The organism is Salinicola sp. MH3R3-1 (assembly GCF_001937155.1).
In the GTDB taxonomy this organism is placed as follows: domain Bacteria; phylum Pseudomonadota; class Gammaproteobacteria; order Pseudomonadales; family Halomonadaceae; genus Salinicola; species Salinicola halophyticus.
In genome coordinates this window covers 46,410-72,034 of the sequence record NZ_MSDP01000003.1, presented here as the reverse complement: position 1 = coordinate 72,034, position 25,625 = coordinate 46,410, and the positions used below count along the sequence as shown (strand labels likewise).

The window sequence follows — 25,625 nt, the reverse complement described above, 5'->3', positions numbered from 1 at the left end:
TTCAGGCCCGAGCGTCTCACGCCGCGTCGAGCTGCGCCGACCACTGCGCATACCACTCGCGGAACAGCGCGTACTGGGTTTCGACGTAGCGGCGCTGCGCATCGCTCAGAGCGTCGCTCTCGTTGAAGTGCAGTTCGTAGACGCTGTCGCCGTTGAGTACCATCAGGTATTTGTAAAAAAGCACCAGATCGACGCCCTCGTCGAAGGATGAGAGCACCGCCAGCGCGGACTCCAGCTCCTGGGCCAGGCGCCGGGCTTGGGGATCGCCCTTGGCGGCTTTCTGGCTCAGCGCGACCAGCTGCAGCACTTCCCGCGGCAGCGCATTGCCGACCCCGGTGATGGCGCCGGTGGCGTTGCAGTTGACGAAACCGTGGAATACCTGGGTATCGACCCCCACCATCAGGCTGACGTCGTCATCCTGAGAGGTGATGTGCTCGGCCGCGTAGCGCAGGTCGTTTGCACCGCCGAACTCCTTGAACCCGATCAGATTGGGATGTTCGCGACGCAGCGCGAAGAACAGCTCGGCGCGGGTGGCGAAGCCGTAATAGGGGCTGTTGTAGATCACCGCCGGCAGCTCAGAAGCGGCTTTCAGAATCGCCGAGAAGTGCGCCTTCTGCGCCGCGGGCGCGGTACCGCGAGAGAGCACGCGAGGAATGACCATCAGCCCCCGGGCGCCGACCTTGGCCGCGTGGGCGGCGTGGGAGACGGCTTCCTTCGAGTTGACCGCGCCGGTGCCGACGATGACGGGTACGCCGGCGGCAACCAGTCGCGCCACGCCTTCCTGGCGTTCGGCCTCGCTCAGTAGCGGCCAGTCGCCCATCGAGCCGCAGTAGACCACCCCGCGCATGCCGAGATCGACCAGCTCGCGTCCCTTGGCAACCAGCGCGTCATAGTCGGGCGTGCGATCGGCGGTGCAGGGGGTCATCAGGGCAGGAATGCAGCCGGTAAAGATGGAGTCGTTCATGGTTGTCCTCTGGAATCTGTTGATGATCTGTCGGGATGAGCCTACGGATGGCTATTTCCCGTATGGCTACGACGCGGTAATGCCCCAGGCGAACGGGTCGTTCTCGTCGATCAGTAGCGTGGCATCGGCGGTCATGTAGGCGCTGCCGGTGATGGAGGGCAGTACCCGTTCGCCCTCCCACTCGTAGCGTCCCTCGAAGCGGCTGCCGGTGATGCTGGCCTGGACCCAGGTCTCGCCGGGAGCCAGCTTGCCGTCGGCGGCGAGACAGGCCAGCTTGGCGCTGGTGCCGGTGCCACAGGGGGAGCGGTCGTAGGCCTTGCCGGGGCAGAGCACGAAGTTGCGGCTATCGGCCGGGTTTTCCGCGCCAGCGTCGTCGGCGAACAGCTCGACATGATCGATATGGCCGCCGTTTTCACCGGTGATCTTCTGGGCGTCCAGCGCCTGGCGGATCGCCCAGGTAAAGGCCGTCAGCGCCTCCTCGTTGGCCAGGGTCACCGTCTGATCATGCTCGCCGACCAGAAAGAACCAGTTGCCGCCCCAGGCGATATCGCCATGCACCACGGCGTAGCCCGGCACCTCGACCGGCACGCGCTGGCGGTAGCGATAGGCGGGCACGTTGCGCACCGTCACCATGCCGTCCTGGTGCAGCGTGGCGCTGACCGGACCGACGGTGGTGTCGATCTTGTGTTCGCCGGGCGCGATCATTCCGAGATGATGCAGCGATGCCACCAGACCGATCGTGCCGTGGCCGCACATGCCCAGGTAGCCTGAGTTGTTGAAAAAGATCACGCCGCAGGTCGCGCCTGGCGTAACCGGTTCGCAGTAGAGCGCGCCGACCAGTACGTCATTGCCACGTGGCTCCAGCAGGCAGGCGCGCCGCCAGTGATCGTGGGATTCGCGCAGCGCGTCGCGCTTCTCGACCAGCGTGTCGCCCGGCAAGGTCGGGAAGCCGTTCATGACCAGGCGCGTCGGCTCTCCCCCGGTATGGGAGTCGATGACATGGATGCGCTTCATGCAGGCTTTCCTCTGATCTGGACGGGCTCGCAAGCTTCGGAGCAAGCATCGGGGTGCGTGATTCACGCATTGTAGATTTTATACAATCTTCGCGACGCAATGTGAAGCCGTGTCGTAAGGGAAATCCAGCGTGACACAAAAAAACGGCGCGGAAGGCGCCGGTAAGGGAGAGAACGCTAGGCGTTCAAGGAGACAGAGCGGACGTCTACGAGGCGACGGCCGCCGCGGCGGTAGCGCGGCGCATCGCCATCGAATAGAACGTCGCACCGAGCGCGCCGCCGATGAACACCGAGAAGTGGCCGAGATCGCCCAGCGGCAGGAAGTTGATCACGATGCCGATCACGCTCGCCGCGATCACCGCCTTCACCGCCGCCGGATTGAAACCGTTGCGATACCAGTAGGGGCCGTCGGGATCGACGCTGAACAGGGCATCGACATCGATATGCCCGCGGCGGATGCGGTAGTAGTCCATGATCAGGATGCCGTAGAGAGGGCCGATGGCCGCTGCCAGCAGATCGACGGTGTAGTGGATGATCTCCGGGTTGCTGAACAGGTTCCACGGAGTCAGAAAGATCGAGCCGACGGCGGCGATGAAGCCGCCGGTGCGAAAGCTGATCTTGCTCGGTGCCATGTTGGAGAAGTCGAACGCCGGGGCGACGAAATTGGCGACGATGTTGATACCGATGGTCGTCGTCACGAACGTCGCGGCCCCCAGTACGGCGATAAAGGTGTTGTCGAGGCGCGAGACGGTCTCGATCGGGTCGTCGATCATCTCGCCAAATACCGGAATCGTCGCCGAGACCATCATCACCGTGGTCGCCGAGAACACCAGGAAGTTGACCGGCAGGCCCCAGAAGTTGCCGCGTTTGACGTCATCGAAGGTGCGCGCATAGCGGGTGAAATCGCCAAAGTTGAGCGTCGGGCCGGCAAAATAGCCGGCGACGATGGCGGCCGCGATCACCATCTGCCACAGCTGTTCGCCGGGAGAGAGCTGGATATCGCTCAGGGTAAAGCTGATATTGGCCCAGCCCGCCTGCCACACCAGCCAGGCGGCGAGCGCGAACATCACCAGATAGACCGCCGGGCCGCTCCAGTCGATGAAGCGCCGGATCGAATCCATGCCGCGCCAGAATACGATCGCCTGCAGACACCACAGCAGCATGAAGCTGATCCAGCCCAGGTAGGAGAGCCCCAGGAAGCTGGGTCCGGCCAGCGATTCCATGCCGGGGAACAGGCGCAGGATCACGATGGTCAGGGCGTTGGAGGCGAGAAACGTCTGAATGCCGTACCACACCACCGCGATCAGGCCGCGAATCATCGCCGGAATGTTGGCGCCCAGTACACCGAACGAGAGCCGACAGATGACCGGGAACGGCACTGCGGCTTTCTGGCTCGGCCTCGCCATCAGGTTGGCGAAGATCTGGACGATGCAGATGCCCACCAACAGCGAGATCAGCACCTGCCAACCGGCCAGGCCGAGCGCGAACAGGCTGGCGGCGACCACGTAGCCGCCGACGCTGTGAACGTCGGAGAGCCAGAAAGCGAGGATGTTGTACCAGTTCCAGTTCTGCGTGGTTGGCGCCAGGTCGGCGTTGTAGAGCCGATCGCTGTAGCCGGGAGGTTGTTGCGACATGGCGTGTGCCCTCCGCGGGGCCGTCTTGTGATTGTGATCCCATTTTTTGTATACAAGATGTGTGCCATTTTGGCCATTAACGATGGTCTAAGGTTGTCGCAATTGGGCAGGAGACGGTCGGCGACGAATAATCACGTCGCAGACCAAGGCGTTAGGCCGTGGGGTTTCATAAGGACCTGTTCGCTGGATCTCGGTAAAGCGCGCTCTACAGAGACCATTAAACAGGTTTAGAAGCTCATGATGAGTGGCAGAGCATGATCAAGGCGCAAAATATTGATCCTCTGCACTCTATCGGTGCGAGAAACGGTATCGATGGGTTTTTGTGTACGATAGCCGGATTCAGGAAGCCGAAACCAACATTTGCGGCCGACATTTGAAGCTGATCAAAAGGGGAATAGAGATCATGATGGAATTGACCGCGCGGCCCCTGACGGCGGAGGCTTTCGCGCCGTTCGGCGACGTGATCGATGCGCGCACCAGCGCCGCTTTCCCGATCAACAACGGGCGTACCCAGCGACATCACGATCTGGCTCGGGTGGAGATTCTGGACGCGCCGTCACGAGCGCTGATTAGCGTGTTCGTGAGCCAGCCGGTCTCGTTGCCGTTGGAGATCGAGCTGCTGGAGCGCCATCCGCTGGGCAGCCAGGCGTTCATGCCGCTGCACGAGGAGCGCTTCATCGTCGTGGTGGCGCCGCCGGGAGACGAGATCGATCCGATGAGGGTCTGTGCCTTCGTCACCGACGGTCGCCAGGGCGTCAACTATCGCGCCGGTACCTGGCATGCGATCCATTCGGTGCTGGAACATGAAGGCGAGTTTCTGGTCGTCGACCGCGGCGGCTCGGACAATCTCGACGAGCGACCGATGGCGATTCGGGTGCTGATGGCATGACATGGAACGACGACGCCCCACTAGAGAGCGGGGCGTCGAAGGCATCATCTTGCCATTGGCTCAGACCGATTTGCTGCCGCTGATCGCCGCAGCCGGATCTTCATCCAGCTCCATGCGCTCGCGTTCGTCATCGATGATCTTGAGCGCCTGCTCCGGAGTCACTTTGGAGGCCGGCGTGACCAGACTGACCACGACGCCAACGACCAGCGCGACCAGCACCGCCGGAATGCTGGGGTTGCCCCAGAAGGCCGTCCAGCTATCCACGTTGATCACCGCCAGAGACGTGGCAGACGCAGCGATCAGCGTAGCGATGGCGCCCTGCCAGTTGTAGCGTGGCCAGAAGCGTCCCAGCACGCCACATACGAACATCCCGGCCATCACGGTCGCGATCATGCTGGTGATATAGCTGATGACGTTGTTGGAGGTCAGCGCGAACAGCAGCGCCAGGCCGATGGTGGCGACCAGCGCCAGCCGTGACAGGCCCACGACCTTGCGGGCCGACGGCGTGTGACCGGTGAACAGCACGTAGACGTCGCGCAGCAGGATCGAGACGCCAGCGATGGCATCCGAACTCGCGCTGGACATGGTCGCCGACAGCCCGGCGACCAGCAGCAGCAGGCCGAGCCACAGCGGCAGGATCTCGGTGGCTAGGAACGGGAAAGCGAAGTTGCTGTTGTCGAGGCTAGGGTTCAGCGCATGGGTCGCCATGCCGATGATCGCCGGAATGATCGAGAAGAACAGATAGAGGACGCCGGTGATGATGAACGACTTGCGCACCGAGCTGACCGAGTTGCCGGAGTAGATCCGCTGGCGGTAGGAGGGCGTTGCCAGCACGCCGACGGCGATGACGGCGGCGAGAGAGATCGCCGGTATCAGTCCGATCTTGTCGACACCCAGGAAACTGGTGGCCGCGACATCCATGTTGGTGCCGAGACCCGAGAAACCGCCGACTTCGACCAGCGCGATGATCGCCATCACGATGAAGCCGACGAACAGGATCACGGCCTGCACGGTATCGGTCCAGATCACCGCCATGTAGCCACCGATCACGCAGTAGATACCGAAGCCCAGCGCGACCAGAATGCGCGCCGTGGTCAGATCGATCCCCGCCATCCACGACAGATAGAGCCCGCCGCCGAGAATGTGCGCGCCCAGCCAGCCGATGCAGGCGATGTAGATCAGCACGGCGACGATGTTGCGAACCCAGCGATTGGCACCGACGTAGTAGGAAAGCTCTTCGCTCATGGTCATGAAGCGGAAGCGGCGAACCGGCGCGAAGCACAACGCCAGCAGGATCACGCCGATGGAGCCGCCGATACCGTAGAGCGCGCCGGCCCAGCCGTTGGCGTAGCCGAAACCGACGGCGCCCATGCTTGAACCGGTGCCGACCATGGTCGCCACCGTGGTACCGATGGTCAGAAAGATCGGGACGCTACGTCCGCCGAGCAGGAAATCGTCGCCGCTGCCGCGACTGTTGCGAGAAACCCACCACCCGAACGCGATCATGATGATCACGTAGGCGATAAAGGTCCCGAGGAAAACGTGACTGTTCATAATGACCTCTTATAATTGTCGTTCCGGTCGTTGCCGCGACCGGAGCAGTGTGGAATGTCATGGCCTATGGGGTTTTTCACTGCGGTCGCGCCCTTGCCGGGGCGCGGCCACCTTTCTTGCAGATGTTCCAAAGCGTCTCTTCAACGCATTCGATCAACTTTCGGGCGATGCGTACGCGCAGGCGCTTATCAGGCGCGATCAGCGCGATAGCACTTGATGTCGACCTCGACCTTACAGTCCACCACCAGATCCTGAACGCTGCAGATCCGCGCCGGCGGGTGATCGCCGAACACTTCCTTGAACACCTTGTTGAACGAGCTGAAATAGCGCGCGTCGGTGAGCACGGCAGTGACATGGACCACGTCTTCCACGCCGTAGCCGGCTTCCTCGGCGATCTTCAGGCAGTTGGCGAACGCCAGCCGCGACTGCTCGACGATGCTGCCTTCGACGACTTCGCCGTCGGTCATCGGAGTCTGGCCGGAGACGAACAGCCAGCCGGCCGCTTCGGTGGCGCGGGCGAAGGGCAGTTTCTGGCCACCGGTGCCGACGCCGCCTTCGACGCCATAACGTTTGATGCTCATACGGTTTTCTCCTGGGTTGTCTCAATGATCGGATGGGTAATGCGAGTGAAAAATCATGACGCCGTGCGGGAAGGCCGAGCCGACAGCCGGACCTGACGCCGCAGCAGTCGTCCGGCCCTATGTTCGCTGGCCTCGCCCTGGCGATAGCTGACCACGCCGTTGACGACGACCAGCTCGATGCCGCCTGCTCTGGCGATCGGCGCGGTGTAGGTCGCGGTGTCCTCGAGCGTGTCGAGGTCGAACAGCACCAGATCGGCAAAAGCGCCGACACGGATTTCGCCGCGATCGGTCAGGCCGAAGTTGGCGGCGGAAAGCCCGGTCATCTTGCGCACCGCCTCGGTCAGCGGCAGCAGTTGCAGGTCGCGACTGTAATGCGCGAGCACCCGCGGAAACGCGCCCCACAGCCGCGGATGCGGATGCGGATCGTTGGGCAGGCCGTCGGAGCCGACCATCGACAACGGATGCGACAGCACCTGACGCATGTCCGCCTCGCTCATGTTGTGATAGACCGCGCCGGCCGGCTGCAGACGCCGGGCCGCGTCCATCAGCGACAGATCCCACTGTTCGGCGATCGCCTTCAGCGGCTGGCGGGCCATCTCCGGATGCGGGTCGGACCAGGTGATGAAAATGTCGATCTCGTCGGTGACCTGACCCAGATCCAGCGTCGAGGAGCCGGCGGTGTAGGGGTAACAGTCGCAGTGCACGCCGTGTGATAGCGCGGCATCGTCGAGCTTGGCCAGCGCCTTGGGCGCGTTGCCCCAGTTGCCGGCACCGGCACACTTGAGGTGCGAGATCACCAGCGGTGCCTGACCGTGTCTGGCGGTGGCGAAGGCCTCGTCCATTGCCTCGGGGAGGCCCGCGAACTCATCGCGCAAATGCGTGGTATAGACGCCACCGGCGCGGCCGACGGCCTCGACCAGCGTATCCATCTCGGCCGTGGGCGCGTGATAGGCGTTGCGGTAGGCGAGTCCGGAGCTCATGCCGACGGCGCCCTCGGCCAGCGCGATTTCCAGCTGTTCGCGCATCGCGGCAATTTCACCATCGCTGGCGGCCCGGTCGAAGCGATCCATGACCTGGCTGCGCAGGCTGGTGTGGCCGATCAGCGCAGCCACGTTGACGCTCGGCTGTGCCTTGGCGATCGCCTCGGCGTAGGCGGCGAAGCTCGGGTAGCAAAAATCCTCCGCGCGGCCGAGCAGGTTCATCGGGTCCGGCACCTCACCGGCCAGCTTGACGGGGCTAGCGCTGATGCCGCAGTTGCCGACCACCACGGTGGTGACGCCCTGGGACAGTTTCGGCAGCATTTCCGGCTGGCGAATGACATTGGTGTCGTCATGGGTATGCACGTCGATGAAGCCGGGGGTGAGAATCAGCCCTTCGGCATCGATGACCGTTCCCGCCTCCTCGCCGTCCAGATCACCGATGGCGACGATTCGGTCGTCGTCGATCGCGATGTCGGCGATGAAAGGCTCGCGTCCGCTGCCGTCGATGATGCTGGCGCGGCGAATCAACAAATCGTGGGACATCGTGACTCCTGGATGATGGTTCCCGGAGAGCGCTCCTGGGCGCTCAATCCCCCAGCGGCTGGCGGTTGTCGCCGCCGCGGTGGGCATCGAGAGTGATCTTGAGTCGTCGCAGCTTGTCGCGAGTGCGCGAGCGATGCCGCAAGGCCAGGCCAAGCGCCAGCATGTCGATGGCGGCCATCATGGCGTAGCGCGACGACGACGGAAAATAGATGTAGTCGGTCTCGCGGGCCGCCAGCGGCAACGTGATATTGGCGACCTTGGCCAGCGGCGAACCGGCCGCGGTGACGGCCAGCACCCGAGCGCCATACTGGCGAGCCAGCTCGGCCGCCTCGACGATTTCCGGGGTATAGCCGGTGACCGAAAGCGCCACCACGACGTCATCGGGTTCCAGGGTCGAGGCGACCATGCGCGGCAACAGCGACTGGGGATAGGCGCTGATCGCGTAGCCGAGACGAACCAGCCGGAACTGCATCTCCTGCGCCATCACCGTCGAGCCGCCGCCGGCACCGAACACCAGAATCTGGCGAGCGTCGTCGAGCATCGCCACCGCGCCCTCGACATCGGCCTGCTCCATCAGCGTGCGATTGAGCGCCAGGGTCTGGGCAGCGGTATCGTAGATCACCCCCAGTCCATCGTCCTCGCTGGCTTCCTGGATAAAACGGCGACCGGCCGCCAGCGCCCGAGTCAGGCGCGTCTTGAGATCGCGCACGTTGCGGCAGTCCACCGCGCGAGCGAAACGAGTCACGCTGGCATCGCTCACCTCGGCGCGCTTTGCGATCTCGCCGATACTCGCCTCGGCGACGAAATCGATATCATCGAAGATCAGGTTGGCCACCTTCTTCTCCGCCTCGCGCAGACTTGGCAGACAGGCGGTGATATGCGACAGGATGTCGATCTGCTGGCTCACACGGCATTCCTTGGCATGACTTAAAACGCGATTCGAACTCTCCTGGCACTTTCTAACCTAGAATTTATTTTTATGAAAGTTGTTATCTTCCGCGGGCGAGACTTTCCGACCAAGGTATGAGGCCAGGCACCTTGCCGGTTAACTTTCCAGAGCTCCCGTAGATGTCGTTCAGGTCAGGCAGATGTCGTTCAGATCAGAATGAAGAGGTCTTGAGAAACGCCTGCAGGCGTGGCGACTCCGGGTGCATGAACAATCTTTCGGGCGGGCCCTGCTCGGCGATCCGGCCATCCTCCATGAACACGACCTTGTCGGAGACGTCCCGGGCAAATCGCATTTCATGCGTGACCAGCACCATGGTCATGCCTTCCTGGGCAAGCGAGCGAATCGTCTCCAGCACCTCGCCGACGCGCTCCGGATCGAGCGCAGAAGTGGCCTCGTCGAACAGCATCACCTTGGGATTCATGGCGATGGCGCGCGCGATCGCGACACGCTGCTGCTGGCCGCCGGAGAGTTGCGAGGGGCGGTAATCCCGACGTTCGAGCATGCCGACTCGCTCCAGCCAATGATCCCCGAGCTCGATCGCCTGGTTTTTCGGCATGCCCCGCACCTTGGTCAGCCCGAGCGTGACGTTGTCCAGCGCGCTCATGTGCGGGAACAGGTTGAACGACTGAAAGACCATGCCGGTCATTGCCCGCTGACGCGCGATTTCATGCTCGCCCACCCGTGCCCGTTGGCCACGCCGCGTGTGATAGCCGATCGCTTCGCCACCGATCAGTACCTCGCCCTGATGGAACTCTTCGAGCAGATTGAGGCATCGCAGCAGGGTGGTCTTGCCCGAACCGCTGGCGCCGATGACCGAGACGACCTCGCCCTCTGCGACCGTAAAGTCGATGCCCTTGAGCACTTCGAGCTCGCCGAATCGCTTGTGTAGCGCGCGCACTTCCACGATAGGGGTCATACCATTCTCCGAGTGGGCTGTTCGAGACGCCGACCAATGAAACGCCCGACCTGCTCGATGGCGAAGTCGATCAGGAAATAGATCACACCGGCCAGCAGGTAGAACTGCATGTTGAGAAAATTGTTGCTGATGATCTGCTGGGTGGTCAGCAGTAGTTCGGCGACGCCAATGACCGACAGCAGCGTCGACGCCTTGACCATTTCCACCGCAGCAGTGATCCATGTCGGCAGGGCATAGCGCAGCGCCTGGGGAAACAGGATGTAGCGGAAGATGCCGCCGAAGGTGAGGCCGATGGCGCGTCCGGCCTCGATTTGACCGCGCGACAGGGATTGTAGTGCGCCACGCAGGATTTCTCCGACGTGGGAAGCGCAGAACAGCGTGAGCGCCAGCGCGCCGGCCTGGAAGGCGGTGAGGTTGAAGCCCACGGCGGAAGAGACGTAGAAGGTCGCCAGCACCAGAACCAGCACGGGCGTACCGCGGATGATGTCGATATAGAGCCGGGCCGGCCATCGCAGTGGCTTGTTGCCATAGGTGACGGCAATGCCGATCACGATGCCCAGCACGGTTCCGGCCAGAATGGCGATCAGCGATACCGCGAAGGTGATCGCAGTTCCGTGCAGCAGCGCATCACGGTTGTTCACGACCTCGTTGAAGAAGTAGCTCCAGTCCATGTCAGGTTTTCTCCAGCACGAGCCGTTTTTCCATGGCTCTCAGCACGAGCGTGATGGCATAGCAGCAAACGATGTAGAGGAGCGACGCGACGAGCCAGACTTCGATGACTCGAAAGGTTTCGGAGTTGATCTTGCGGGCATAGAACGTCAGCTCGGGAACCGCGATGGTGGCCGCCAGCGAGGTGTCCTTGAACAGCGAGATGAAGTTGTTGCCGAACGCCGGCAGCGCGTTGCGAAACATGATCGGTAGCACGATGTAGCGCTTGATCCGGAACGACGTCAGGCCGATCGCCTGTCCGGCTTCGATCAATCCCTGGGGGACGCTCAACAGGCCACCCCGGAAGACCTCGGCCATATAGGCGCTGGCGTAAAGCGACAGGGCCACGATGAAGCTGGTGATCTTGTCCAGCGACAGACCCAACTGCGGCATGCCGAAGAACAGAAACAGCACGATCACCAGGATCGGCAGATTGCGCAGGATCGAGATCCAGGTGAAGGCCAGGCTGCGAAGCCATCGATTCGGCGCACGACTGGCGAAAGCGACCACCAGTCCGAGCGCGGAGCCAATCGCGATCGACACCAGTGCCAGCAGCAGACCAAGACCAATGCCACTCAGCAGTATCGGCCACTGATCGAAAATAGGGGCGAAATTGAAGTGATAGTTCATGAGCGTTCGTCTGCCTGGTCGAGCGGTTTGGCAGGGCGCTGCCGAACCCTATGAGTTCGGCAGCGCCAAAACCGGGATTTAACGCATTTCGGCAGGGAAGCCGGTTTTCGGTGCCGGGGGGCGCTCGCCGAACCATTGTTCGAAGGCATCGGAAGAGCGCTGGAACTCGACGCCGTACATGGCTTCTTCGAGGGTGGTGTTGACGAAATTCAACCAGCGCTGATCGTCGGGCGACACGGCGCAGGCGTAGGATTGCGGATTCCAGCTGTAGCCGGCATCGACGTAGCGATCGCCGTTATTCTTCATGTACCACTTCAAGGTCGAAAGGTCGGTCGCGACCGCTGCGGCACGATGGGAGTTGAGGGCCTGATAGATCAGATTCTGGCTTTCATACTGGTCGACCTCGGCTTCCGGCAGTGCCTGATGGACCATCTCCTCGGCATAGACGTTCTGCAGCACGGCAACCGTGATGTCGCTGCCGGCCGACTTGAGCGCGTCGTAATCGCCGTAGTCGCCGCCCTTGAGCATCAGCAGGCCGACGCCCTCGCGATAATAGGGCACGGTGAAAGCGACCTGTTGCGCACGTGCCGCCGTGACGGTCATCCCTTGGCAGGAGATGTCGACCTTGTTCGTCAGCAGGTTGGGAATTCGGGCATCCGAAGACTGGTTGACGAAACGGACTTTACTGGGATCGTTGAACAGACCTTGAGCCAGAATATGGCCGATGTCGGCATCGAATCCGACGGTCTGGCCATTGTCGGTGAAGTGCCAGGGGGGATTCGAACTACCGGTGCCGACGACCAGTTCGCCACGGTCCAGCACCGTCTGCAGGGTATCGGCCTGCGCGTGGGTGGCGGCAAGTGAGGGGATGAGGGCGACCGCCGCAACGGCGCTCAGCGCTTTGAGGATCGTTTTCATGGAGTGGGCTCGTATTGTTGCTGTTGTTTGTCCGATATATCGGATTGTTGTCCGATTTATCGGATGAATTTATACTGCACCTATTCACCGGCTCTGCGCAAGGGTGTCATTCAGCGGCACCTAACCGGGTAGATCGGACCCGTAGCACCATCAATGAGGTGATATGAGCGATTCCAGCACCAGGTCTTCCAGCACCACCACATCTTCCAGCGCCGCGGCTCCTCGCGCCCGCGGGGTCGATCGCGTTAACGCCCTGTGTGAACAGCTACATCTTCATCGTCAGCCGATGACGCCGAAGGCGTTGATGGAGGCGACGGGCGCGCCCCGCTCCAGCGTTTACGAGCTGATCAACCTGCTCAGTGAAGCGGGGTGGTTGGAGACGGAGAGTGACGGACGGGTCTTTTTCGGCCGGGCGATGCACTATTTCGGACTCGACTACGCGGATCACAACGATCTGCTGAAGCGTGCGCGACCGGTCATGCGTGAGCTGTCGGCGCGCTACGACGAGACTACCCAGCTGTGCATGCTGGATGGCGACAAGTACACCGTGATGCTCAACGAAAACGGTGCCAGACCGTTTCGCATCAGCTCCGAAGTCGGGGTCAAGGTGCCGATCCCGTGGACGGCGTCCGGGCGCGTCCTGCTGGGTGGCATGAGCAGGGAAGCCATGCTGGGGCTGGTACCGGATGAGGACTTCATGCTCCCCGACGGTGAGCGAATCGATATCGACGGTTTCATTGCGGAGATCGAACTGACGCAACAGCGTGGCTATGCGCTCACCGAAGGTCTGGTCGACAGCTTCGCCTGCTGTATGGCCGTGCCGATCCACGAAGGCACCGACCGAGCCCGGGCTACGCTCTGCTTCACCATCGGTCGTGATGCCGATGAATCGCGGCGCGAAACTCTGATCGGCGCGCTGCGCGAAGCGTCCTTCATGCTCTCCAACACAGATTGAGCCTGCCGAGACCCCTATCCGGAGAAAGACAATGAACAATATGACTGCTTCAGGAAACGCATCGGCGGCCGTGGAGAAAGGCACGCCGCTTTCGACCCCCGCAAATCTGCTGACGGACGTCCCGTTGCCGGCGGCGGCGATCTTCGAGGCGCCGCTGGCGCACAATCTGGCCTGGATGCAGCGCTTCGCGGACGACCACGGCGCCAAGCTCGCGCCTCACGGCAAGACCACCATGGCACCCAAGCTGTTCAAACGTCAGATCGAGGCGGGGGCCTGGGGCATCACGCTGGCGACGGCAGTGCAGACGGTGGCGGCGCATGCTCACGGCATCGACCGGGTGCTGATGGTCAATCAACTGGTGGGGCGACCCAACATGGCACTGGTCGCGGATGCCATCGAGTCAGGGCTGGATTACTACTGCGTGGTCGACGGTGCGGATAACGTTCGCGACCTGGGGGCTTTCTTCGCCGCACGAGGTCTTACGCTCAATTTACTGATCGAGCTGGGCATCGATGGCGGCCGCTGCGGCTGCCGTACTGCCTCGCAGGTAGACGCCCTGGTAGCCGCCATTGCCGAGCAGCCGGCACTGGCGCTGGTGGGCATCGAAGGGTACGAAGGCATGATTGGCGGCGGTGACGAGGTCGCGGCCGTACGCGCCTACGGTGAGCGGCTGGTCGACATCGTTCGCACGTTGCAGGCCAGCGGTGTGCTCAAACGTCAGGCGCCGATCGTTACCGCTTCCGGTTCCAAATGGTTCGACCTGATCGCCGAGGCGTTTGACCTAGCAGAACTGCGCGAACACTACACGCCGGTGCTGCGACCGGGCTGCTACGTGGTGCACGATCACAAGCTCTACGCCGGCGCGATGGATGCGGTCAAGGCTCGTGACCCCAAGCTCGAAGGCGAGCTACAGCCGGCGCTCGAGGTGTTCGCCCACGTGCAGTCGCTACCCGAGCCGGGTCTGGCGATCATTGCGCTGGGCAAACGCGATATCGGCCACGAGCCGGATATGCCGCTGCCGCTACGGCTCTATTCCCTGCATGGCGAGAACGCGGCGCCGATCGACATCAGCGGGTGGCGAACGACAAACATCATGGATCAGCACGTCTTTCTCGAGGTGCCGACGACTGCCGAGATCTCCGTTGGCGACGTCATCGCTTTCGGCACCTCGCATCCCTGCCTGACCTTCGACAAGTGGCGGCGCATGCTGCTGGTCGATGAGCGGCTGGCGGTTATGGAAGTGCTGGAGACCTGCTTCTGAGCGGCTGTCGCTTCGGCAATTAAAAAAGTGGAAATGGTTTCCATAAATATTGACGGCCGGCCGTTGCTCGCTTAACTTGGCGTTCGAGAGCATTCGGTAACGGGCGGGTCTCGTTATCGGTGCCGACATTTTCAGGATGAAGCGCGCGGCAAGCCGACTCGGCGATTGCGCGGTTCATTTCCCGAGCGCTCTTCCGTCGGGATGAGACCTAACGAATCATTGACGGAAGTTGTTGTGGCGAGCCATTTGGCTCGCCTTTTTTATGCCTGTCTTTCGAGCCGGATCGGGTTGGGCCGAGCTCGATGCCAGGATGGGAAATGTGAATCAAAACGCTGTTTGGTTGTTTCCTTGCCGTGGGTTAAGTCTAATGCAAAGTACTGACGTCAATTCGACGTATGGTGCATTTCGACTGCCACAAGAGGCGATAGTGTGACTCATCAAGGACGAACGCCCGCTCAAGGAGTTTCAGAGCGGCTGAAAGCGCTCATGGTCACTGGCTTGGGAATCACGAGCCTGACCTGTGCCGGCCTGGCTCAGGCACAGCTCGAGGAGCTGGATGTCATGAAGAATCCGGCCACGGCGGAAAAGCCTTTCGAGGGCACGGCCGAGCTTGGCTATCACAAGATCAGCGGCAACAGTAATAGCGAGAGCCTGCTTGCCGGGGCGGACATGACCTGGTTCAACGCGCCCTGGTCCTACAATCTGCAGCTGAGCGCGAGGAGCGCCAGTGACGATGACGAGACCTCGGCGGAGGAGTATCTGGTCGCCGGGCGCACGCGTTACAACCTCTCCACCTACAACTATCTGTTTGGCCTGGCCCGCTGGGACAAGGACCGCTTCTCGGGTTACGACTCCCAATCGACCCTGGTTGGCGGCTACGGGCGACAGTTGCTCATCGGCCCGCCGCAATCGCTGACCGTGGAAGCGGGCCCGGGTGTACGCCACGACGAGTATGAAGAGGGCGGCCATGACAACGTCGGCCTGCTCTACGCCGGGTTGGACTACGACTGGCAATTCTCCGAGACGTCGAAGTTCTCGCAAGCGCTGGCGACCGAGGCCTCGGAGGAGAACATCATTGGCCGCTCGGAAACGGCACTGACGGTGGCGATGAACGACACGCTGTCGCTCAAGGTGTCCTACGAGGTCGAGTTCAACGACAACCCACCGCCGGGCGCTTCCAGTCAGACCGATACCACCACGGGTGTCTCGCTGGTCTATAATTTGTGATCGCCGCATGATCGCGGAATCAAAAACGGGGCCTCGGCCCCGTTTCTCGTTTGCTCCGTGCCGTCATCTCCGCCGCTTCAGTTCTGAACCGAGATGACGGAGCCCCCGTCGACACGAACGTTGCTGCCGTTGACGAACGAGGCGTGCTGTGACACCAGCATGGCGATGACGAAAGCCACTTCATCGACCTCGCCGCGGCGTTTGGCGACGATGCCGGGACGTTCTTCCTCGAGAAAGCTTTCGATCGCCTGTTCGAAGGAACAGCCGAGTTGCTCGGCGCGCTGTTTCATCATGCCGTCGGTCATCGGCGTCGCAATGAAGGCTGGGGCCACGGTGTTGCAGAGCACCCCATGGGCGGCTTCCTGGTAGGAGAGATTCTTGATGAACGTGCTGAGCGAGGCTTTGGCGGTGTTGTAGACCGCTTCTTCCCAGTAGGGCTGAACGGTGTTTTCCGAGGTGATGCAGATGAAGCGGCCCCAGCCGCGCTCGCGCATCGCCGGAATCGTCGCTCGCGCCAGTCGCACCGCCGAGAAGAAATCGATCTCCCAGGCGTCGCGGTAATCGTCGTCGCTGAGTGCCAGCGGATCGCCCTTGGCGCCGGTGACGCCTGCCGTGTGGACGACGATGTCGACCGCGCCGAAGCGCTCGACTCCCTGGCGAACCAGCGCATCGACTTCTTCCTGATGGGTCACGTCGGCGATGACACAGAGCGGATCGCCATCGATTTCACTGGCAGCCTGGTCGAGGGCGTCTGCATCGAGATCGCTGAGAATCAGACTGACGCCTTCGGCGGCCAGCTGTCTTGCCGTTGCCAGACCGATACCGCTCTGAGCGCCCGTGATCAGCGCTGTCTTGCCGCGAATAGCCAGATCCATGGTCAAGCCTCCTTGCTCAATGCCGGATTGCTGCGAAGGTAGAGATTTTCGAATCTCCAGCATGGTCAAGGTGGCGGATTCTCGCCAATTCCGGCTGCAAACGGGCTTTGTCTTGCGGTGGTGGCATCGCGGCGCAAGAATAGGGCTCCGCCCTCGGTATCATCGATTCAAAACCGCTGGAAAAGCGGTGACATTCTCATTGCAGGGAACGCCATGAAATTCCGTTATCTGTCGACGGCGCTATGTCTGGGCGTCGTCACGCCCGGCGCGGCGCTGGCGCAATCCGCCTCGACGCCCCCAGCCTCGGCGTTGTCTTCCACGAGTTCGCAGGCACAAGCGCAGCCGGTGATCGAAGTCACCGCGCCCCGGCTTTCTCGCGAGCTATACGCCACGCCGGCCGCCGTGTCGGTCGTCGAGCGTGACGAGATCCAGCAGGGCCAACAGCGGGTTCGGCTGGATGAGTCGCTGGTCACGGTGCCCGGCGTGTTCCTGCAGAATCGCGACAACTTCGCCCAGGGCCAGCGCGTCTCCATCCGCGGCTTCGGCGCGCGGGCGCCGTTCGGGGTGCGCGGCATCACGGTGATCGTCGACGGAATTCCCTACACCCTGCCGGACGGACAGGCGCAGCTCGACGCCATCGATCTCGACAGCGCCGAGCGCATCGAGGTGATTCGCGGGCCGGCGGCGGTGCAGTACGGCAACGCCGCCGGTGGCGTGATCAGCGTCACCACCGCCGATGGCAGCGACGATCCGGGCAGCCACATTCGCATGGAAGGCGGCAGTGACGGCTATCAGAAGTATGCTGTCAGCAACGGCGGCGTGAACGGTCCGTGGTCGCATCATGTTAGCGTCTCCGCACTCAACGTTGACGGTTACCGCGATCACAGTTCGACCGAGAAATACCTGCTCAACGCCAAGCTGCGCCGCGAGCTGGGCAGCGACCGGGCGCTGACGGCGATCGTCAATCTGCTCGACAACCCTCGTTCGGAAGATCCGGGCGGGCTGACCCGCGAACAGGTCCACGAAGATTGCGATCAGGCGGGCGCGTTTACCGAGGAGTACGACACCGGCCAGAGCGTCGATCAGCAGGTGCTGGGATTGCAGTACGAGGATCTGTCGGCAGGGCCGGGCGAGTTCTACCTCAAGGGGTTCTACCTCCAGCGTGATTTCGAGCAGCAGTTGCCGTACCCCGGCGATAGCCTGATCGACTACGACCGTGACTATTACGGCGGCAGTGCCGAATATCATCAGACGTTGAGCCTGGGCGACATGCCGCTGCGCTATGTGGCCGGCGTCGATCTGGCGCGCCAGGAAGACGATCGCGGTCGCCAGAACGTCGCCTTCAATGGCGACGTCACCGGCAAGGTCGCCGATGAAACCCAGACCGCCACGTCGGTGGGTACCTTTCTGCAGGGCGATCTCGATCTTACCGAGCGCTGGACGCTGTCGCTGGGCGGTCGTTACGATCGGGTCGACCTGGATATCGACGACGACTATCTCAGCGACGGCGACAACAGCGGCGACCGCGTATTCCACGAATGGAGCGGCTCGGCCGGGTTGAGCTACCGCTATCGTCGCAACCATCAGGTCTACGTCAATACCGGTACCGCCTACGAGACGCCGACCTTCTCCGAGTTTGCCAATCCGGCGGGCATTGGTGGCTTCAATCCGGATATCGAACCGCAGAAGTCCTGGAATCGGGAAATCGGCCTGCGCGGCAACTTCGACAACGGGCTCGACTACGACGTAGCGCTGTTTTCGGTGCGCGTCCGCGACGAGCTGGTGCCCTACGAGGGCGACGACGGCCGTACCTTCTACGACAACGCCGGGAATAGCGACCGGGACGGGCTCGAAGTCGCGCTGGGCTGGCAGTTCGATCCGAGCTGGCGAATCGACAGCGCCTTGACGCTGGCCAAGTACGAATTCGATAGCTACGACGGTGAGGCGGACGACTACAGCGGCAATCGCATTCCCGGCCTGCCCGAGCAGACCTGGGTCAATCGCCTGACGTGGCAGGGGCTGGGACAGCGCTTTGCCAGCCTGGAAACCCAGTACGTCGGCGACATGGTGGCGGACAACGCCAACGAGGTGGATGTCGGCGACTACTGGCTGGTCAACCTGCGCGGCGGCGACGGCTGGCGCCTGGGTGGCGACACCGTGCTCAAGCTCTACGGCGGTGTTCGCAACCTGTTCGATATCGAGCACTACGCCAATGTGCGTATCAACGCCAATAACGATCGCTACTTCGAGCCGGCACCGGGACGAACGGTCTATGCTGGTATCGGCATCGACTTCTGACGCGGAGATTTGCGCGTCGAGGTTGGCAACACGAGAGCGGCGACCGAGTATCGCCGCCGTCCACTGTGACTCGAGACACTCGAGTTGATACAACGATGATTCAAGGAACCGTTATGCGTGTTTTCATCCCGTTTGTCGGCGCTCTGATCCTGCTGTCTCTGATCGGCGGCTGCACATTCAATCGCTACAACGATGGACAGCGCGAGGTCGAGCCTGGGGTGCCTCAAAATGGCCCCACCAGCAACCCGGCGGACGCTTCGCGCGGTCAGAATGGCTCCGGCGAACTGCCGTAAACGCTTACCGTTTGCTCGCCGTCATACCGTTACACCGCCATAGCAGAAAGCCGCCCGTGGGCGGCTTTCTGCGTCATCAACCTGTGTGTCAGAAAAGTCCAGGTCAGGCCTTATAGTCACTCTCGGAGTAGAGCACGCGCAGACGCAGGGTGTGCTCCACCTGCTTGAGCGCTTCCAGCGCCTGCTTGCCGTAGGCCTTATCGACGTCGATGACGACGTAGCCGACCTTGTCGTTGGTCTGCAGGAACTGGCCGGCGATGTTGATGCCGTCTTCGGAGAGCACCCGGTTGATTTCGAACAGCACGCCGGGCACGTTCTCGTGAATGTGCAGCAGACGATGCTTGTCCGGGTGTGACGGCAGCGCCACTTCGGGGAAGTTGACTGAGGTGATGGTGGTGCCGTTGTCGGAGTAGGTTACGAGCTTCTCGGCGACTTCGATGCCGATGTTCTGCTGCGCTTCCAGCGTGGAGCCGCCGATGTGCGGAGTCAGGATCACGTTCTCGAGTCCGCGCAGCGGCGAGGTGAACTCTTCTTCGGCGCCCTTGGGCTCGACCGGGAACACGTCGATGGCCGCGCCCAGCAGCTTGCCGCTCTTGAGCGAATCGGCCAGCGCCTCGATATCCACCACCGAACCGCGGGAGGCGTTGATCAGGATGCCGCCCTGCTTCATCAGCGCGATCTGCTCGGCGCCGATCATCCAGCGCGTGGAGGGCAGGTCCGGCACGTGGAGGCTGACCACGTCGGCCCGCGCCAGCAGCTCCTCGAGGCTTCCCACCTGACGCGCGTTACCCATCGCCAGCTTGGTCACCACGTCGTAGTAGAGCACGTCGAGGCCGAGCGATTCGGCGAGTACCGAGAGCTGGGCGCCAATGCTGCCGTAGCCGACGATCCCCAGCGTCTTGCCGCGGGTCTCGTGGGAATTCTTGGCGGACTTCAGCCAGCCGCCCTGGTGCGCGCGGGCGTTCTTCTCGGGAATGCCACGCAGCAGCATGATCGTCTCGGCCAGCACCAGCTCGGCCACCGAACGCGTGTTGGAGTAGGGCGCGTTGAACACCGGAATCGCACGCTTGAGCGCCGCATCGAGATCGACCTGATTGGTGCCGATGCAGAAGCAGCCGACGGCGGTCAGTTTCTCGGCCGCGGCGAAGACGCGCTCGGTGAGCTGGGTTCGGGAACGAATGCCGATGAAGTGCACGTCGCGGATCTTCTCGATCAGATCCTCTTCGGTGAGCGACGTGGAGAGCGTTTCGAAGTTGGTGTAACCCGCGTTCAACAACGTATCCACGGCGGACTGGTGGATGCCCTCGAGCAGGAGGATCTTGATCTTGCTCTTGTCCAGAGACGTCTTGGCCATTGGTGGATCAACCTTCTTCATCGGCTTGTCGCGGCGGCAGCAAACGTGGCGGCGCGCTCATGGGAAAAGACCGGCAGGCGGGGCCTGGACGAGGCAGCAAGCCTCCGTCTCGGCGTCGCGAGCGGGCGCATAGAGTACCATAAGCGTCGCTCGACAGAATGAAAATGACGCGGCTTCAACGTGAGGCGAATGCATCCGAGGCAGCGCTTTGGCTCATCATGCTGGCGTGAAAACGACGACATGAAAACGCCCCCGCAAGCGGAGGCGTTGAGCCGTCTTCCAGGATGCGGTTCAGGGCGTCATCACGATCTTGCGGCAGTCGTCCTGCTTGTCATCGAACATCCGATAGCCGTCGGCAGCCTGGTCCAGCGTCATGCGGTGACTAATGATCGTCTCGGGTTTGAGCGTGCCCTGCTCGATGGCTTCGAGCAGTTTGGGCAGGTAATGGTGGACGTGGGTCTGGCCGCCTTTCATGGTCAGCCCCTTGTCGAAGAAATCGCCGATCAGAAAACCGTCGACGGCACCGGCGTAGACGCCGGGGATGCTGATATTGCCGCCACGGCGCACGGCCGCCAGACACTGATGCAAGGCGATATCACTGCTCTCGACTTCGAAGTTGCCCATCGCCGGCAGTTTGCCGCCATGCCCCTTGGCTTCGTAGCCCACGGCATCGATCACCGCATCCACGCCACGATGGCCGTCGGTCATCTGGATGATCGCCTCGGCGACATCGTCGACCTGATCGAAATTGAGCGTCTCGACACCGTAGGCCTGCTTGGCGAAGTCGAGCCGGTAGCCCTGGTTGTCGACCATGATGATGCGTTCGGCGCCTTCCATCCTGGCGCAGGCGGCCGACAGCAGCCCCACCGGGCCGGCACCGAAAATGGCGACGCTCGATCCCCGCGTGACGCCGGCGTTCAGCACCGCCTGATAGCCGGTGGGCAGGATGTCGGACAGGAATAGCACCTGTTCGTCGTCGAGCCCGTCGGCAATGGCAAACGCCCCGGTATTGGCCTGCGGCACGCGCACGTACTCGGCCTGCCCGCCGGGAACGCCGCCGTACATGTGCGAGAAACCGAACAGCGCCGCCGGTGCGGGAATCGATTTCTTGTTGAGCGCGCCGCCGTCATCGGGATTGGTGGTCTCGCAGGCGGCATAAAGCGCGTGCTGGCAGAAGAAGCAGCTGCCGCAGGCAATCACGAAGGGTACGACGACTCGATCGCCTTTCTTGACGCTGGTGACCGCGGAGCCGGCTTCTTCGACGACGCCCATGAATTCGTGGCCAAAGATATCGCCGGGTTCGGTGGCCGGCATCGCGCCCCGATACAGGTGCAGGTCGGAACCACAGATGGCCGTGGCGGTGACGCGCAGGACGATATCGTCGTCCTGTTCGATCGTCGGTTCGGGTACGTTGTCGACGCGAACGTCGCGGCTGCCATGATAGACCAGTGCTTTCATGATGATGCTCCTTGCGGTGACATAGACTTCCCTGATGACCCGGTGAGCGGATCGCGATGGCTCAAGACCAGTGGTTTCAAGGCCGGGTGATTCAAGGCTGGATGATTCAAGGTCGTACAGATCAAGGCTAGAAGCCATGACCAGGTTTTCCAGTCGCCATCTATTGAAACTGCATCGATTGGCCGCGAAAATGCCGTTAAAAGCGCGCAAGTTGATCCATGTTAAGAGTTCTGCGGTTTGTGGGCCGAGCGCTTGCAGTGGCCTGCCAACAGTGAGGCTTTTCATGGCGACACGGCGGCCGGATTTGCCGCCAAGGGCAGACGACCCCCCCCGGCGGCGGTGTATACTGGACGTTATTTCCGAACCGGCGCGACGAGGTTGACGCTCGCGCCTCGAAGAACGCTCCGGCCCCGTAGGGATGCCGCCGAGCGCTGACATGAGAGTCCCATGCCCGACAAGATGGCCGAACAGGACGTTACGCAGACCGGTTCCACGGACGTTGCCGAGGACGTTTCCCAGGACGTTGCCAAGGACTTTGCCGCGACGCTGGATCAACTCGAGACGTTGGTGGCCCGGCTCGAATCCGGCGAGTTGACGCTGGAGGCGTCGCTGACTGCATTCGAGCGCGGTATCCGGCTGACGCGGGATGCCCAGCAGCGTCTCGACAGCGCCGAGCTCAAGGTACAGGCGCTGCTCGAGCAGGGTGACGGAACGCTGCAGGCCGCGCCGTTTGACGCTCAGGCGCCGAACGATGAGCGTTGAGACGCCGCGCGCCGAGGGGGCGATCGACGCCGTGCGCTCGCGCAGCGAGCATGTGCTGGCCGGTTGGCTGAACCGCCAGGATGGCGCCTGCGCCGCCCTCGACGATGCCATCGGCTACAGCGTGCTGGGAACCGGCAAGCGGCTGCGTCCGGTACTGGTCTATCTTGCCGGGCGGGCGTTGGGCGCCGAGGACGATGCCCTGGACGCCCCCGCTGCGGCGATCGAGATGATCCACGCCTATTCGCTGGTCCATGACGACCTGCCGGCCATGGACGACGACGATCTGCGTCGCGGCCGGCCCACGGTGCACCGCGCGTTCGACGAGCCGCTGGCGATTCTGGCCGGGGACGCGCTGCAGACGCTGGCATTCGAAGCGCTGGCTTCCCGGCCGCACCCGCGTCTGGGGGCGATGGTGACCACGCTCGCCCGAGCGGCCGGCCGCGATGGCATGGCGGCCGGGCAGGCGATCGACCTGGGCGCCGTCGGCGCGCCAATGGATCTCGCGGCGCTGCAGGCGATGCATCAGCACAAGACAGGCGCGTTGATCCGCGCCTCGGTGCGCCTCGGTGCGTTGGTCGCGGTGGAAGAATCCGACCCACGGGTCGCGGCGCTGGACCGTTTCGCCTCGGCCATGGGGCTGGCATTCCAGATTCACGACGACGTGCTCGATGTCACCGGCGACACCCAGACGCTGGGCAAGACTTCCGGTGCCGACGCCCGTCGCGACAAACCTACCTATCCCGCCCTGCTCGGCGTCGCGCAGGCGCAGAGCCGCGCTCGCGAGCTGCTCGACGATGCGCTCGCGTCGCTCGAGCCGCTGGGCGAGGCCGGCCAGCCATTGGCGGCGCTGGCTCGATTCATGATCGATCGCGATCACTGACCGGTAATGACATGTCTATGAAGCTGTTCGACGAGATTCCCACCCAGCGACCGCTGACACCGCTGCTCGATACGCTCGAGTCACCCGAGGGATTGCGCGGCATGTCGCTGGCGCAACAGCGTCAGGTCGCCGACGAGCTGCGCGCCTATCTGCTCTACAGCGTGGGCTGCAGCGGCGGCCATTTCGGCGCCGGTCTTGGCGTGATCGAATTGACCGTGGCGCTGCATCGCGCGCTGGAAACGCCCCACGACCGCCTGGTCTGGGACGTCGGCCACCAGGCCTATCCGCACAAGATTCTGACCGGTCGGCGCGAGACGCTGGCGAGCATTCGTCAGTACGGCGGCCTGGCCGCGTTTCCGCGGCGTTTGGAATCGCCCTTCGACACGTTCGGTGTGGGCCATTCGAGCACCTCGATCTCGGCGGCGCTGGGCATGGCCCTGAGTGCTCGAGCCAAGGGCGAAAAGCGCCGTGTCTGCGCGGTGATCGGCGACGGCGCGTTGACAGCGGGCATGGCGTTCGAGGCGCTGGCGCATGCCGGCCACGTCAACGCCAATCTGCTGGTGGTGCTCAACGACAACGAGATGTCGATCTCGGAGAACGTCGGCGGGATGGCAAGCTACCTGACCCGGATTCTGACCAGCAAGCCGTATGCCGCCATGCGCGAGAACGGCAAGCGAGTGCTGTCGCATCTGCCCGGGGCGCTGGAATTCGCCCGCCGCACCGAAGAGCACGTCAAGGGCATGATCAGCCCGGCAACCCTGTTCGAGGAGATGGGGTTCAACTATCTCGGGCCGATCGATGGTCATGATCTTGGCGCGCTGAATCAGGCGCTGGAAGCGGTGCGCGATCTCGACGGCCCGCAGTTTCTCCACGTTCGGACCCGCAAGGGGCGTGGCTTTCGCCCGGCAGAGGCCGATCCGATCGGCTTTCACGCGATCACCAAGCTGGAAAAGACGCCGCCTGCGCCACCTGAGATGGATTCGACTACTCCGCCCACGAGCCAAGTCGACAAGACGCCAGCACCGGCTTTCAAACCGCGCAAGTACTGCAACGTGTTCGGTGACTGGCTGTGCGACATGGCGGCCGAGGATCCACGGCTGATCGGAATCACGCCGGCGATGGGCGAGGGCTCCGATCTGATTCGCTTCTCGCAGATCTATCCCGAGCGCTATTTTGATGTGGCGATCGCCGAGCAGCACGCGGTGACGCTGGCGGCCGGCATGGCCTGCGAGGCGATGAAGCCGGTGGTGGCGATCTATTCGACCTTCCTGCAGCGCGGCTACGATCAGTTGATTCATGACGTTGCCGTGCAGCATCTCGATGTGACCTTCGCCATCGATCGTGCCGGACTGGTGGGAGAGGATGGCCCGACGCACCACGGCGCGCTGGATCTCTCCTTTCTGCGCTGCGTGCCGGGCATGATCATCCTGGCCCCGGCGGACGAAGCCGAATGCCGGGCGATGCTTTCCACCGCCTACCATCACGATGGCCCTGCCGCCGTGCGCTACCCACGCGGTACCGGCCCGGGAAGCGATATTCCCCGGGACCTCGAGGCGCGAGTGCCCATCGGTAAGGCCGAGCGGCGTCGTGAAGCGACGGCAGAACAGGCCCCGCGCGTGGCATTATTGGCCTTCGGCAGCCTGAATACGCCGGCGGAGGACGTTGCCGAACGTCTGGATGCCACGCATCTCAATATGCGTTCGGTGAAACCGCTGGATCGCGAGGCTATTCTGGCGGCGGCTGAAGCCCACGATCTGCTGGTCACGCTCGAGGAGAACGTGGTCGCTGGCGGTGCCGGCAGCGCGGTCAACGAGCTGCTGGCGGCCGAGGGAATCCAGGTTCAGGTACTCAACCTGGGAATTCCCGACGCCTTCGTCGAACATGGCAAACCGGCCGAACTACTGCGCGATTGCGGTCTGGATGCCGATGGCATCGAAGCGGCCATTCGCATCCGACTCAACACCAACAACGACTGATAGGATT

Annotated in this window: 23 protein-coding genes; 9 read left to right on the top strand and 14 right to left on the bottom strand. The window is 62.8% G+C overall.

What is annotated here, in order from left to right; all coding sequences use genetic code 11:
* Positions 1-16: 16 nt before the first annotated feature.
* The 3 genes from BTW08_RS02445 to BTW08_RS02435 all read right to left on the bottom strand — a co-directional run bounded on the left by BTW08_RS02445 (position 17) and on the right by BTW08_RS02435 (position 3,611).
* Complete coding sequence (locus BTW08_RS02445; RefSeq protein ID WP_075560928.1) at positions 17-964, bottom strand: dihydrodipicolinate synthase family protein; 948 nt, start codon at positions 962-964, stop codon at positions 17-19.
* 66 nt (positions 965-1,030) lie between these two features.
* Entirely contained in the window at positions 1,031-1,978 is a 948-nt protein-coding gene (locus BTW08_RS02440) for a 4-hydroxyproline epimerase (RefSeq protein ID WP_075560927.1), read from the bottom strand.
* 205 nt (positions 1,979-2,183) lie between these two features.
* Positions 2,184-3,611 (bottom strand): NCS1 family nucleobase:cation symporter-1, encoded by a 1,428-nt coding sequence (locus BTW08_RS02435; protein ID WP_075560926.1) that lies wholly within the window; start codon positions 3,609-3,611, stop codon positions 2,184-2,186.
* Positions 3,612-4,014: 403 nt separating this feature from the next.
* On the opposite strand from BTW08_RS02435, the gene BTW08_RS02430 reads away from it, so the two are divergent.
* The gene (locus BTW08_RS02430; RefSeq protein WP_075560956.1) at positions 4,015-4,500 is read left to right on the top strand and encodes an ureidoglycolate lyase; all 486 of its coding nucleotides are present in this window, start codon (positions 4,015-4,017) and stop codon (positions 4,498-4,500) included.
* 60 nt (positions 4,501-4,560) lie between these two features.
* Here BTW08_RS02430 and BTW08_RS02425 read toward each other — a convergent pair whose 3' ends face one another.
* From BTW08_RS02425 to BTW08_RS02390, 8 genes are all read right to left on the bottom strand, one after another.
* On the bottom strand, positions 4,561-6,054 hold the full coding sequence (locus BTW08_RS02425; protein ID WP_075560925.1) for a sodium:solute symporter family protein: 1,494 nt from the start codon (positions 6,052-6,054) through the stop codon (positions 4,561-4,563).
* A gap of 188 nt (positions 6,055-6,242) precedes the next feature.
* On the bottom strand, positions 6,243-6,635 hold the full coding sequence (locus BTW08_RS02420; protein ID WP_075560924.1) for a RidA family protein: 393 nt from the start codon (positions 6,633-6,635) through the stop codon (positions 6,243-6,245).
* A gap of 53 nt (positions 6,636-6,688) precedes the next feature.
* Entirely contained in the window at positions 6,689-8,158 is a 1,470-nt protein-coding gene (locus BTW08_RS02415; RefSeq protein WP_075560923.1) for a D-aminoacylase, read from the bottom strand.
* 43 nt (positions 8,159-8,201) lie between these two features.
* Entirely contained in the window at positions 8,202-9,065 is an 864-nt protein-coding gene (locus tag BTW08_RS02410; RefSeq protein ID WP_075560922.1) for a MurR/RpiR family transcriptional regulator, read from the bottom strand.
* Between the two features lie 193 nt (positions 9,066-9,258).
* Positions 9,259-10,023 carry an amino acid ABC transporter ATP-binding protein gene (locus BTW08_RS02405; RefSeq protein ID WP_075560921.1) on the bottom strand — a complete coding sequence of 255 codons (765 nt, stop codon included), beginning with the start codon at positions 10,021-10,023 and terminating at the stop codon, positions 9,259-9,261.
* On the bottom strand, positions 10,020-10,694 hold the full coding sequence (locus tag BTW08_RS02400) for an amino acid ABC transporter permease (protein ID WP_075560920.1): 675 nt from the start codon (positions 10,692-10,694) through the stop codon (positions 10,020-10,022). The genes BTW08_RS02405 and BTW08_RS02400 overlap by 4 nt, the downstream gene beginning before the upstream one ends.
* Position 10,695: 1 nt before the next feature.
* The gene (locus BTW08_RS02395; protein WP_075560919.1) at positions 10,696-11,361 is read right to left on the bottom strand and encodes an amino acid ABC transporter permease; all 666 of its coding nucleotides are present in this window, start codon (positions 11,359-11,361) and stop codon (positions 10,696-10,698) included.
* 78 nt (positions 11,362-11,439) lie between these two features.
* Positions 11,440-12,279, bottom strand: coding sequence for a transporter substrate-binding domain-containing protein (locus BTW08_RS02390; protein ID WP_075560918.1), 840 nt, complete (start codon positions 12,277-12,279; stop codon positions 11,440-11,442).
* 163 nt (positions 12,280-12,442) lie between these two features.
* Between BTW08_RS02390 and BTW08_RS02385 the strand changes: the two genes are divergently transcribed.
* The 3 genes from BTW08_RS02385 to BTW08_RS02375 all read left to right on the top strand — a co-directional run bounded on the left by BTW08_RS02385 (position 12,443) and on the right by BTW08_RS02375 (position 15,722).
* Positions 12,443-13,234, top strand: coding sequence for an IclR family transcriptional regulator (locus BTW08_RS02385; RefSeq protein WP_075560917.1), 792 nt, complete (start codon positions 12,443-12,445; stop codon positions 13,232-13,234).
* A 31-nt stretch (positions 13,235-13,265) separates the two neighbouring features.
* Complete coding sequence (locus tag BTW08_RS02380; protein WP_348638907.1) at positions 13,266-14,495, top strand: amino acid deaminase; 1,230 nt, start codon at positions 13,266-13,268, stop codon at positions 14,493-14,495.
* A gap of 498 nt (positions 14,496-14,993) precedes the next feature.
* On the top strand, positions 14,994-15,722 hold the full coding sequence (locus BTW08_RS02375; RefSeq protein WP_168170625.1) for a DUF481 domain-containing protein: 729 nt from the start codon (positions 14,994-14,996) through the stop codon (positions 15,720-15,722).
* 77 nt (positions 15,723-15,799) lie between these two features.
* On the opposite strand, the gene BTW08_RS02370 is transcribed toward BTW08_RS02375, so the two are convergent.
* Positions 15,800-16,597 carry an SDR family oxidoreductase gene (locus BTW08_RS02370; protein ID WP_075560916.1) on the bottom strand — a complete coding sequence of 266 codons (798 nt, stop codon included), beginning with the start codon at positions 16,595-16,597 and terminating at the stop codon, positions 15,800-15,802.
* A 213-nt stretch (positions 16,598-16,810) separates the two neighbouring features.
* Between BTW08_RS02370 and BTW08_RS02365 the strand changes: the two genes are divergently transcribed.
* Positions 16,811-18,895 (top strand): TonB-dependent receptor, encoded by a 2,085-nt coding sequence (locus BTW08_RS02365; protein WP_075560915.1) that lies wholly within the window; start codon positions 16,811-16,813, stop codon positions 18,893-18,895.
* Between the two features lie 113 nt (positions 18,896-19,008).
* Entirely contained in the window at positions 19,009-19,188 is a 180-nt protein-coding gene (locus BTW08_RS02360) for a hypothetical protein (protein WP_075560914.1), read from the top strand.
* 103 nt (positions 19,189-19,291) lie between these two features.
* Here the strand turns inward: BTW08_RS02360 and serA are convergent, their stop codons facing one another.
* Both serA and BTW08_RS02350 read right to left on the bottom strand, forming a co-directional pair.
* Complete coding sequence (serA, locus tag BTW08_RS02355; RefSeq protein ID WP_075560913.1) at positions 19,292-20,542, bottom strand: phosphoglycerate dehydrogenase; 1,251 nt, start codon at positions 20,540-20,542, stop codon at positions 19,292-19,294.
* Between the two features lie 291 nt (positions 20,543-20,833).
* On the bottom strand, positions 20,834-22,000 hold the full coding sequence (locus BTW08_RS02350) for a zinc-dependent alcohol dehydrogenase (RefSeq protein ID WP_075560912.1): 1,167 nt from the start codon (positions 21,998-22,000) through the stop codon (positions 20,834-20,836).
* Positions 22,001-22,447: 447 nt separating this feature from the next.
* Here BTW08_RS02350 and BTW08_RS02345 point away from each other — a divergent pair, with 447 nt between their 5' ends.
* The 3 genes from BTW08_RS02345 to dxs are packed head-to-tail and all read left to right on the top strand — an operon-like array spanning position 22,448 to position 25,618.
* Entirely contained in the window at positions 22,448-22,762 is a 315-nt protein-coding gene (locus BTW08_RS02345) for an exodeoxyribonuclease VII small subunit (RefSeq protein WP_168170624.1), read from the top strand.
* Positions 22,752-23,642 carry a farnesyl diphosphate synthase gene (locus tag BTW08_RS02340; protein ID WP_075560911.1) on the top strand — a complete coding sequence of 297 codons (891 nt, stop codon included), beginning with the start codon at positions 22,752-22,754 and terminating at the stop codon, positions 23,640-23,642. The genes BTW08_RS02345 and BTW08_RS02340 overlap by 11 nt, the downstream gene beginning before the upstream one ends.
* A 17-nt stretch (positions 23,643-23,659) precedes the next feature.
* Positions 23,660-25,618: a 1-deoxy-D-xylulose-5-phosphate synthase gene (dxs, locus tag BTW08_RS02335; RefSeq protein WP_210403179.1), complete on the top strand. Its 1,959-nt coding sequence runs from the start codon at positions 23,660-23,662 to the stop codon at positions 25,616-25,618.
* The last annotated feature ends 7 nt before the right edge of the window (positions 25,619-25,625 follow it).

Excerpts from the sequence above, each read along its gene's own strand:
- BTW08_RS02445 (WP_075560928.1), bottom strand. The coding sequence starts at position 964 with ATGAACGACTCCATCTTTACCGGCTGCATTCCTGCCCTGATGACCCCC.
- BTW08_RS02440 (WP_075560927.1), bottom strand. The coding sequence starts at position 1,978 with ATGAAGCGCATCCATGTCATCGACTCCCATACCGGGGGAGAGCCGACG.
- BTW08_RS02435 (WP_075560926.1), bottom strand. The coding sequence starts at position 3,611 with ATGTCGCAACAACCTCCCGGCTACAGCGATCGGCTCTACAACGCCGAC.
- BTW08_RS02430 (WP_075560956.1), top strand. The coding sequence starts at position 4,015 with ATGATGGAATTGACCGCGCGGCCCCTGACGGCGGAGGCTTTCGCGCCG.
- BTW08_RS02425 (WP_075560925.1), bottom strand. The coding sequence starts at position 6,054 with ATGAACAGTCACGTTTTCCTCGGGACCTTTATCGCCTACGTGATCATC.
- BTW08_RS02420 (WP_075560924.1), bottom strand. The coding sequence starts at position 6,635 with ATGAGCATCAAACGTTATGGCGTCGAAGGCGGCGTCGGCACCGGTGGC.
- BTW08_RS02415 (WP_075560923.1), bottom strand. The coding sequence starts at position 8,158 with ATGTCCCACGATTTGTTGATTCGCCGCGCCAGCATCATCGACGGCAGC.
- BTW08_RS02405 (WP_075560921.1), bottom strand. The coding sequence starts at position 10,023 with ATGACCCCTATCGTGGAAGTGCGCGCGCTACACAAGCGATTCGGCGAG.
- BTW08_RS02400 (WP_075560920.1), bottom strand. The coding sequence starts at position 10,694 with ATGGACTGGAGCTACTTCTTCAACGAGGTCGTGAACAACCGTGATGCG.
- BTW08_RS02395 (WP_075560919.1), bottom strand. The coding sequence starts at position 11,361 with ATGAACTATCACTTCAATTTCGCCCCTATTTTCGATCAGTGGCCGATA.
- BTW08_RS02390 (WP_075560918.1), bottom strand. The coding sequence starts at position 12,279 with ATGAAAACGATCCTCAAAGCGCTGAGCGCCGTTGCGGCGGTCGCCCTC.
- BTW08_RS02385 (WP_075560917.1), top strand. The coding sequence starts at position 12,443 with ATGAGCGATTCCAGCACCAGGTCTTCCAGCACCACCACATCTTCCAGC.
- BTW08_RS02380 (WP_348638907.1), top strand. The coding sequence starts at position 13,266 with ATGAACAATATGACTGCTTCAGGAAACGCATCGGCGGCCGTGGAGAAA.
- BTW08_RS02370 (WP_075560916.1), bottom strand. The coding sequence starts at position 16,597 with ATGGATCTGGCTATTCGCGGCAAGACAGCGCTGATCACGGGCGCTCAG.
- BTW08_RS02365 (WP_075560915.1), top strand. The coding sequence starts at position 16,811 with ATGAAATTCCGTTATCTGTCGACGGCGCTATGTCTGGGCGTCGTCACG.
- BTW08_RS02360 (WP_075560914.1), top strand. The coding sequence starts at position 19,009 with ATGCGTGTTTTCATCCCGTTTGTCGGCGCTCTGATCCTGCTGTCTCTG.
- serA (WP_075560913.1), bottom strand. The coding sequence starts at position 20,542 with ATGGCCAAGACGTCTCTGGACAAGAGCAAGATCAAGATCCTCCTGCTC.
- BTW08_RS02350 (WP_075560912.1), bottom strand. The coding sequence starts at position 22,000 with ATGAAAGCACTGGTCTATCATGGCAGCCGCGACGTTCGCGTCGACAAC.
- BTW08_RS02345 (WP_168170624.1), top strand. The coding sequence starts at position 22,448 with ATGCCCGACAAGATGGCCGAACAGGACGTTACGCAGACCGGTTCCACG.
- BTW08_RS02340 (WP_075560911.1), top strand. The coding sequence starts at position 22,752 with ATGAGCGTTGAGACGCCGCGCGCCGAGGGGGCGATCGACGCCGTGCGC.
- dxs (WP_210403179.1), top strand. The coding sequence starts at position 23,660 with ATGAAGCTGTTCGACGAGATTCCCACCCAGCGACCGCTGACACCGCTG.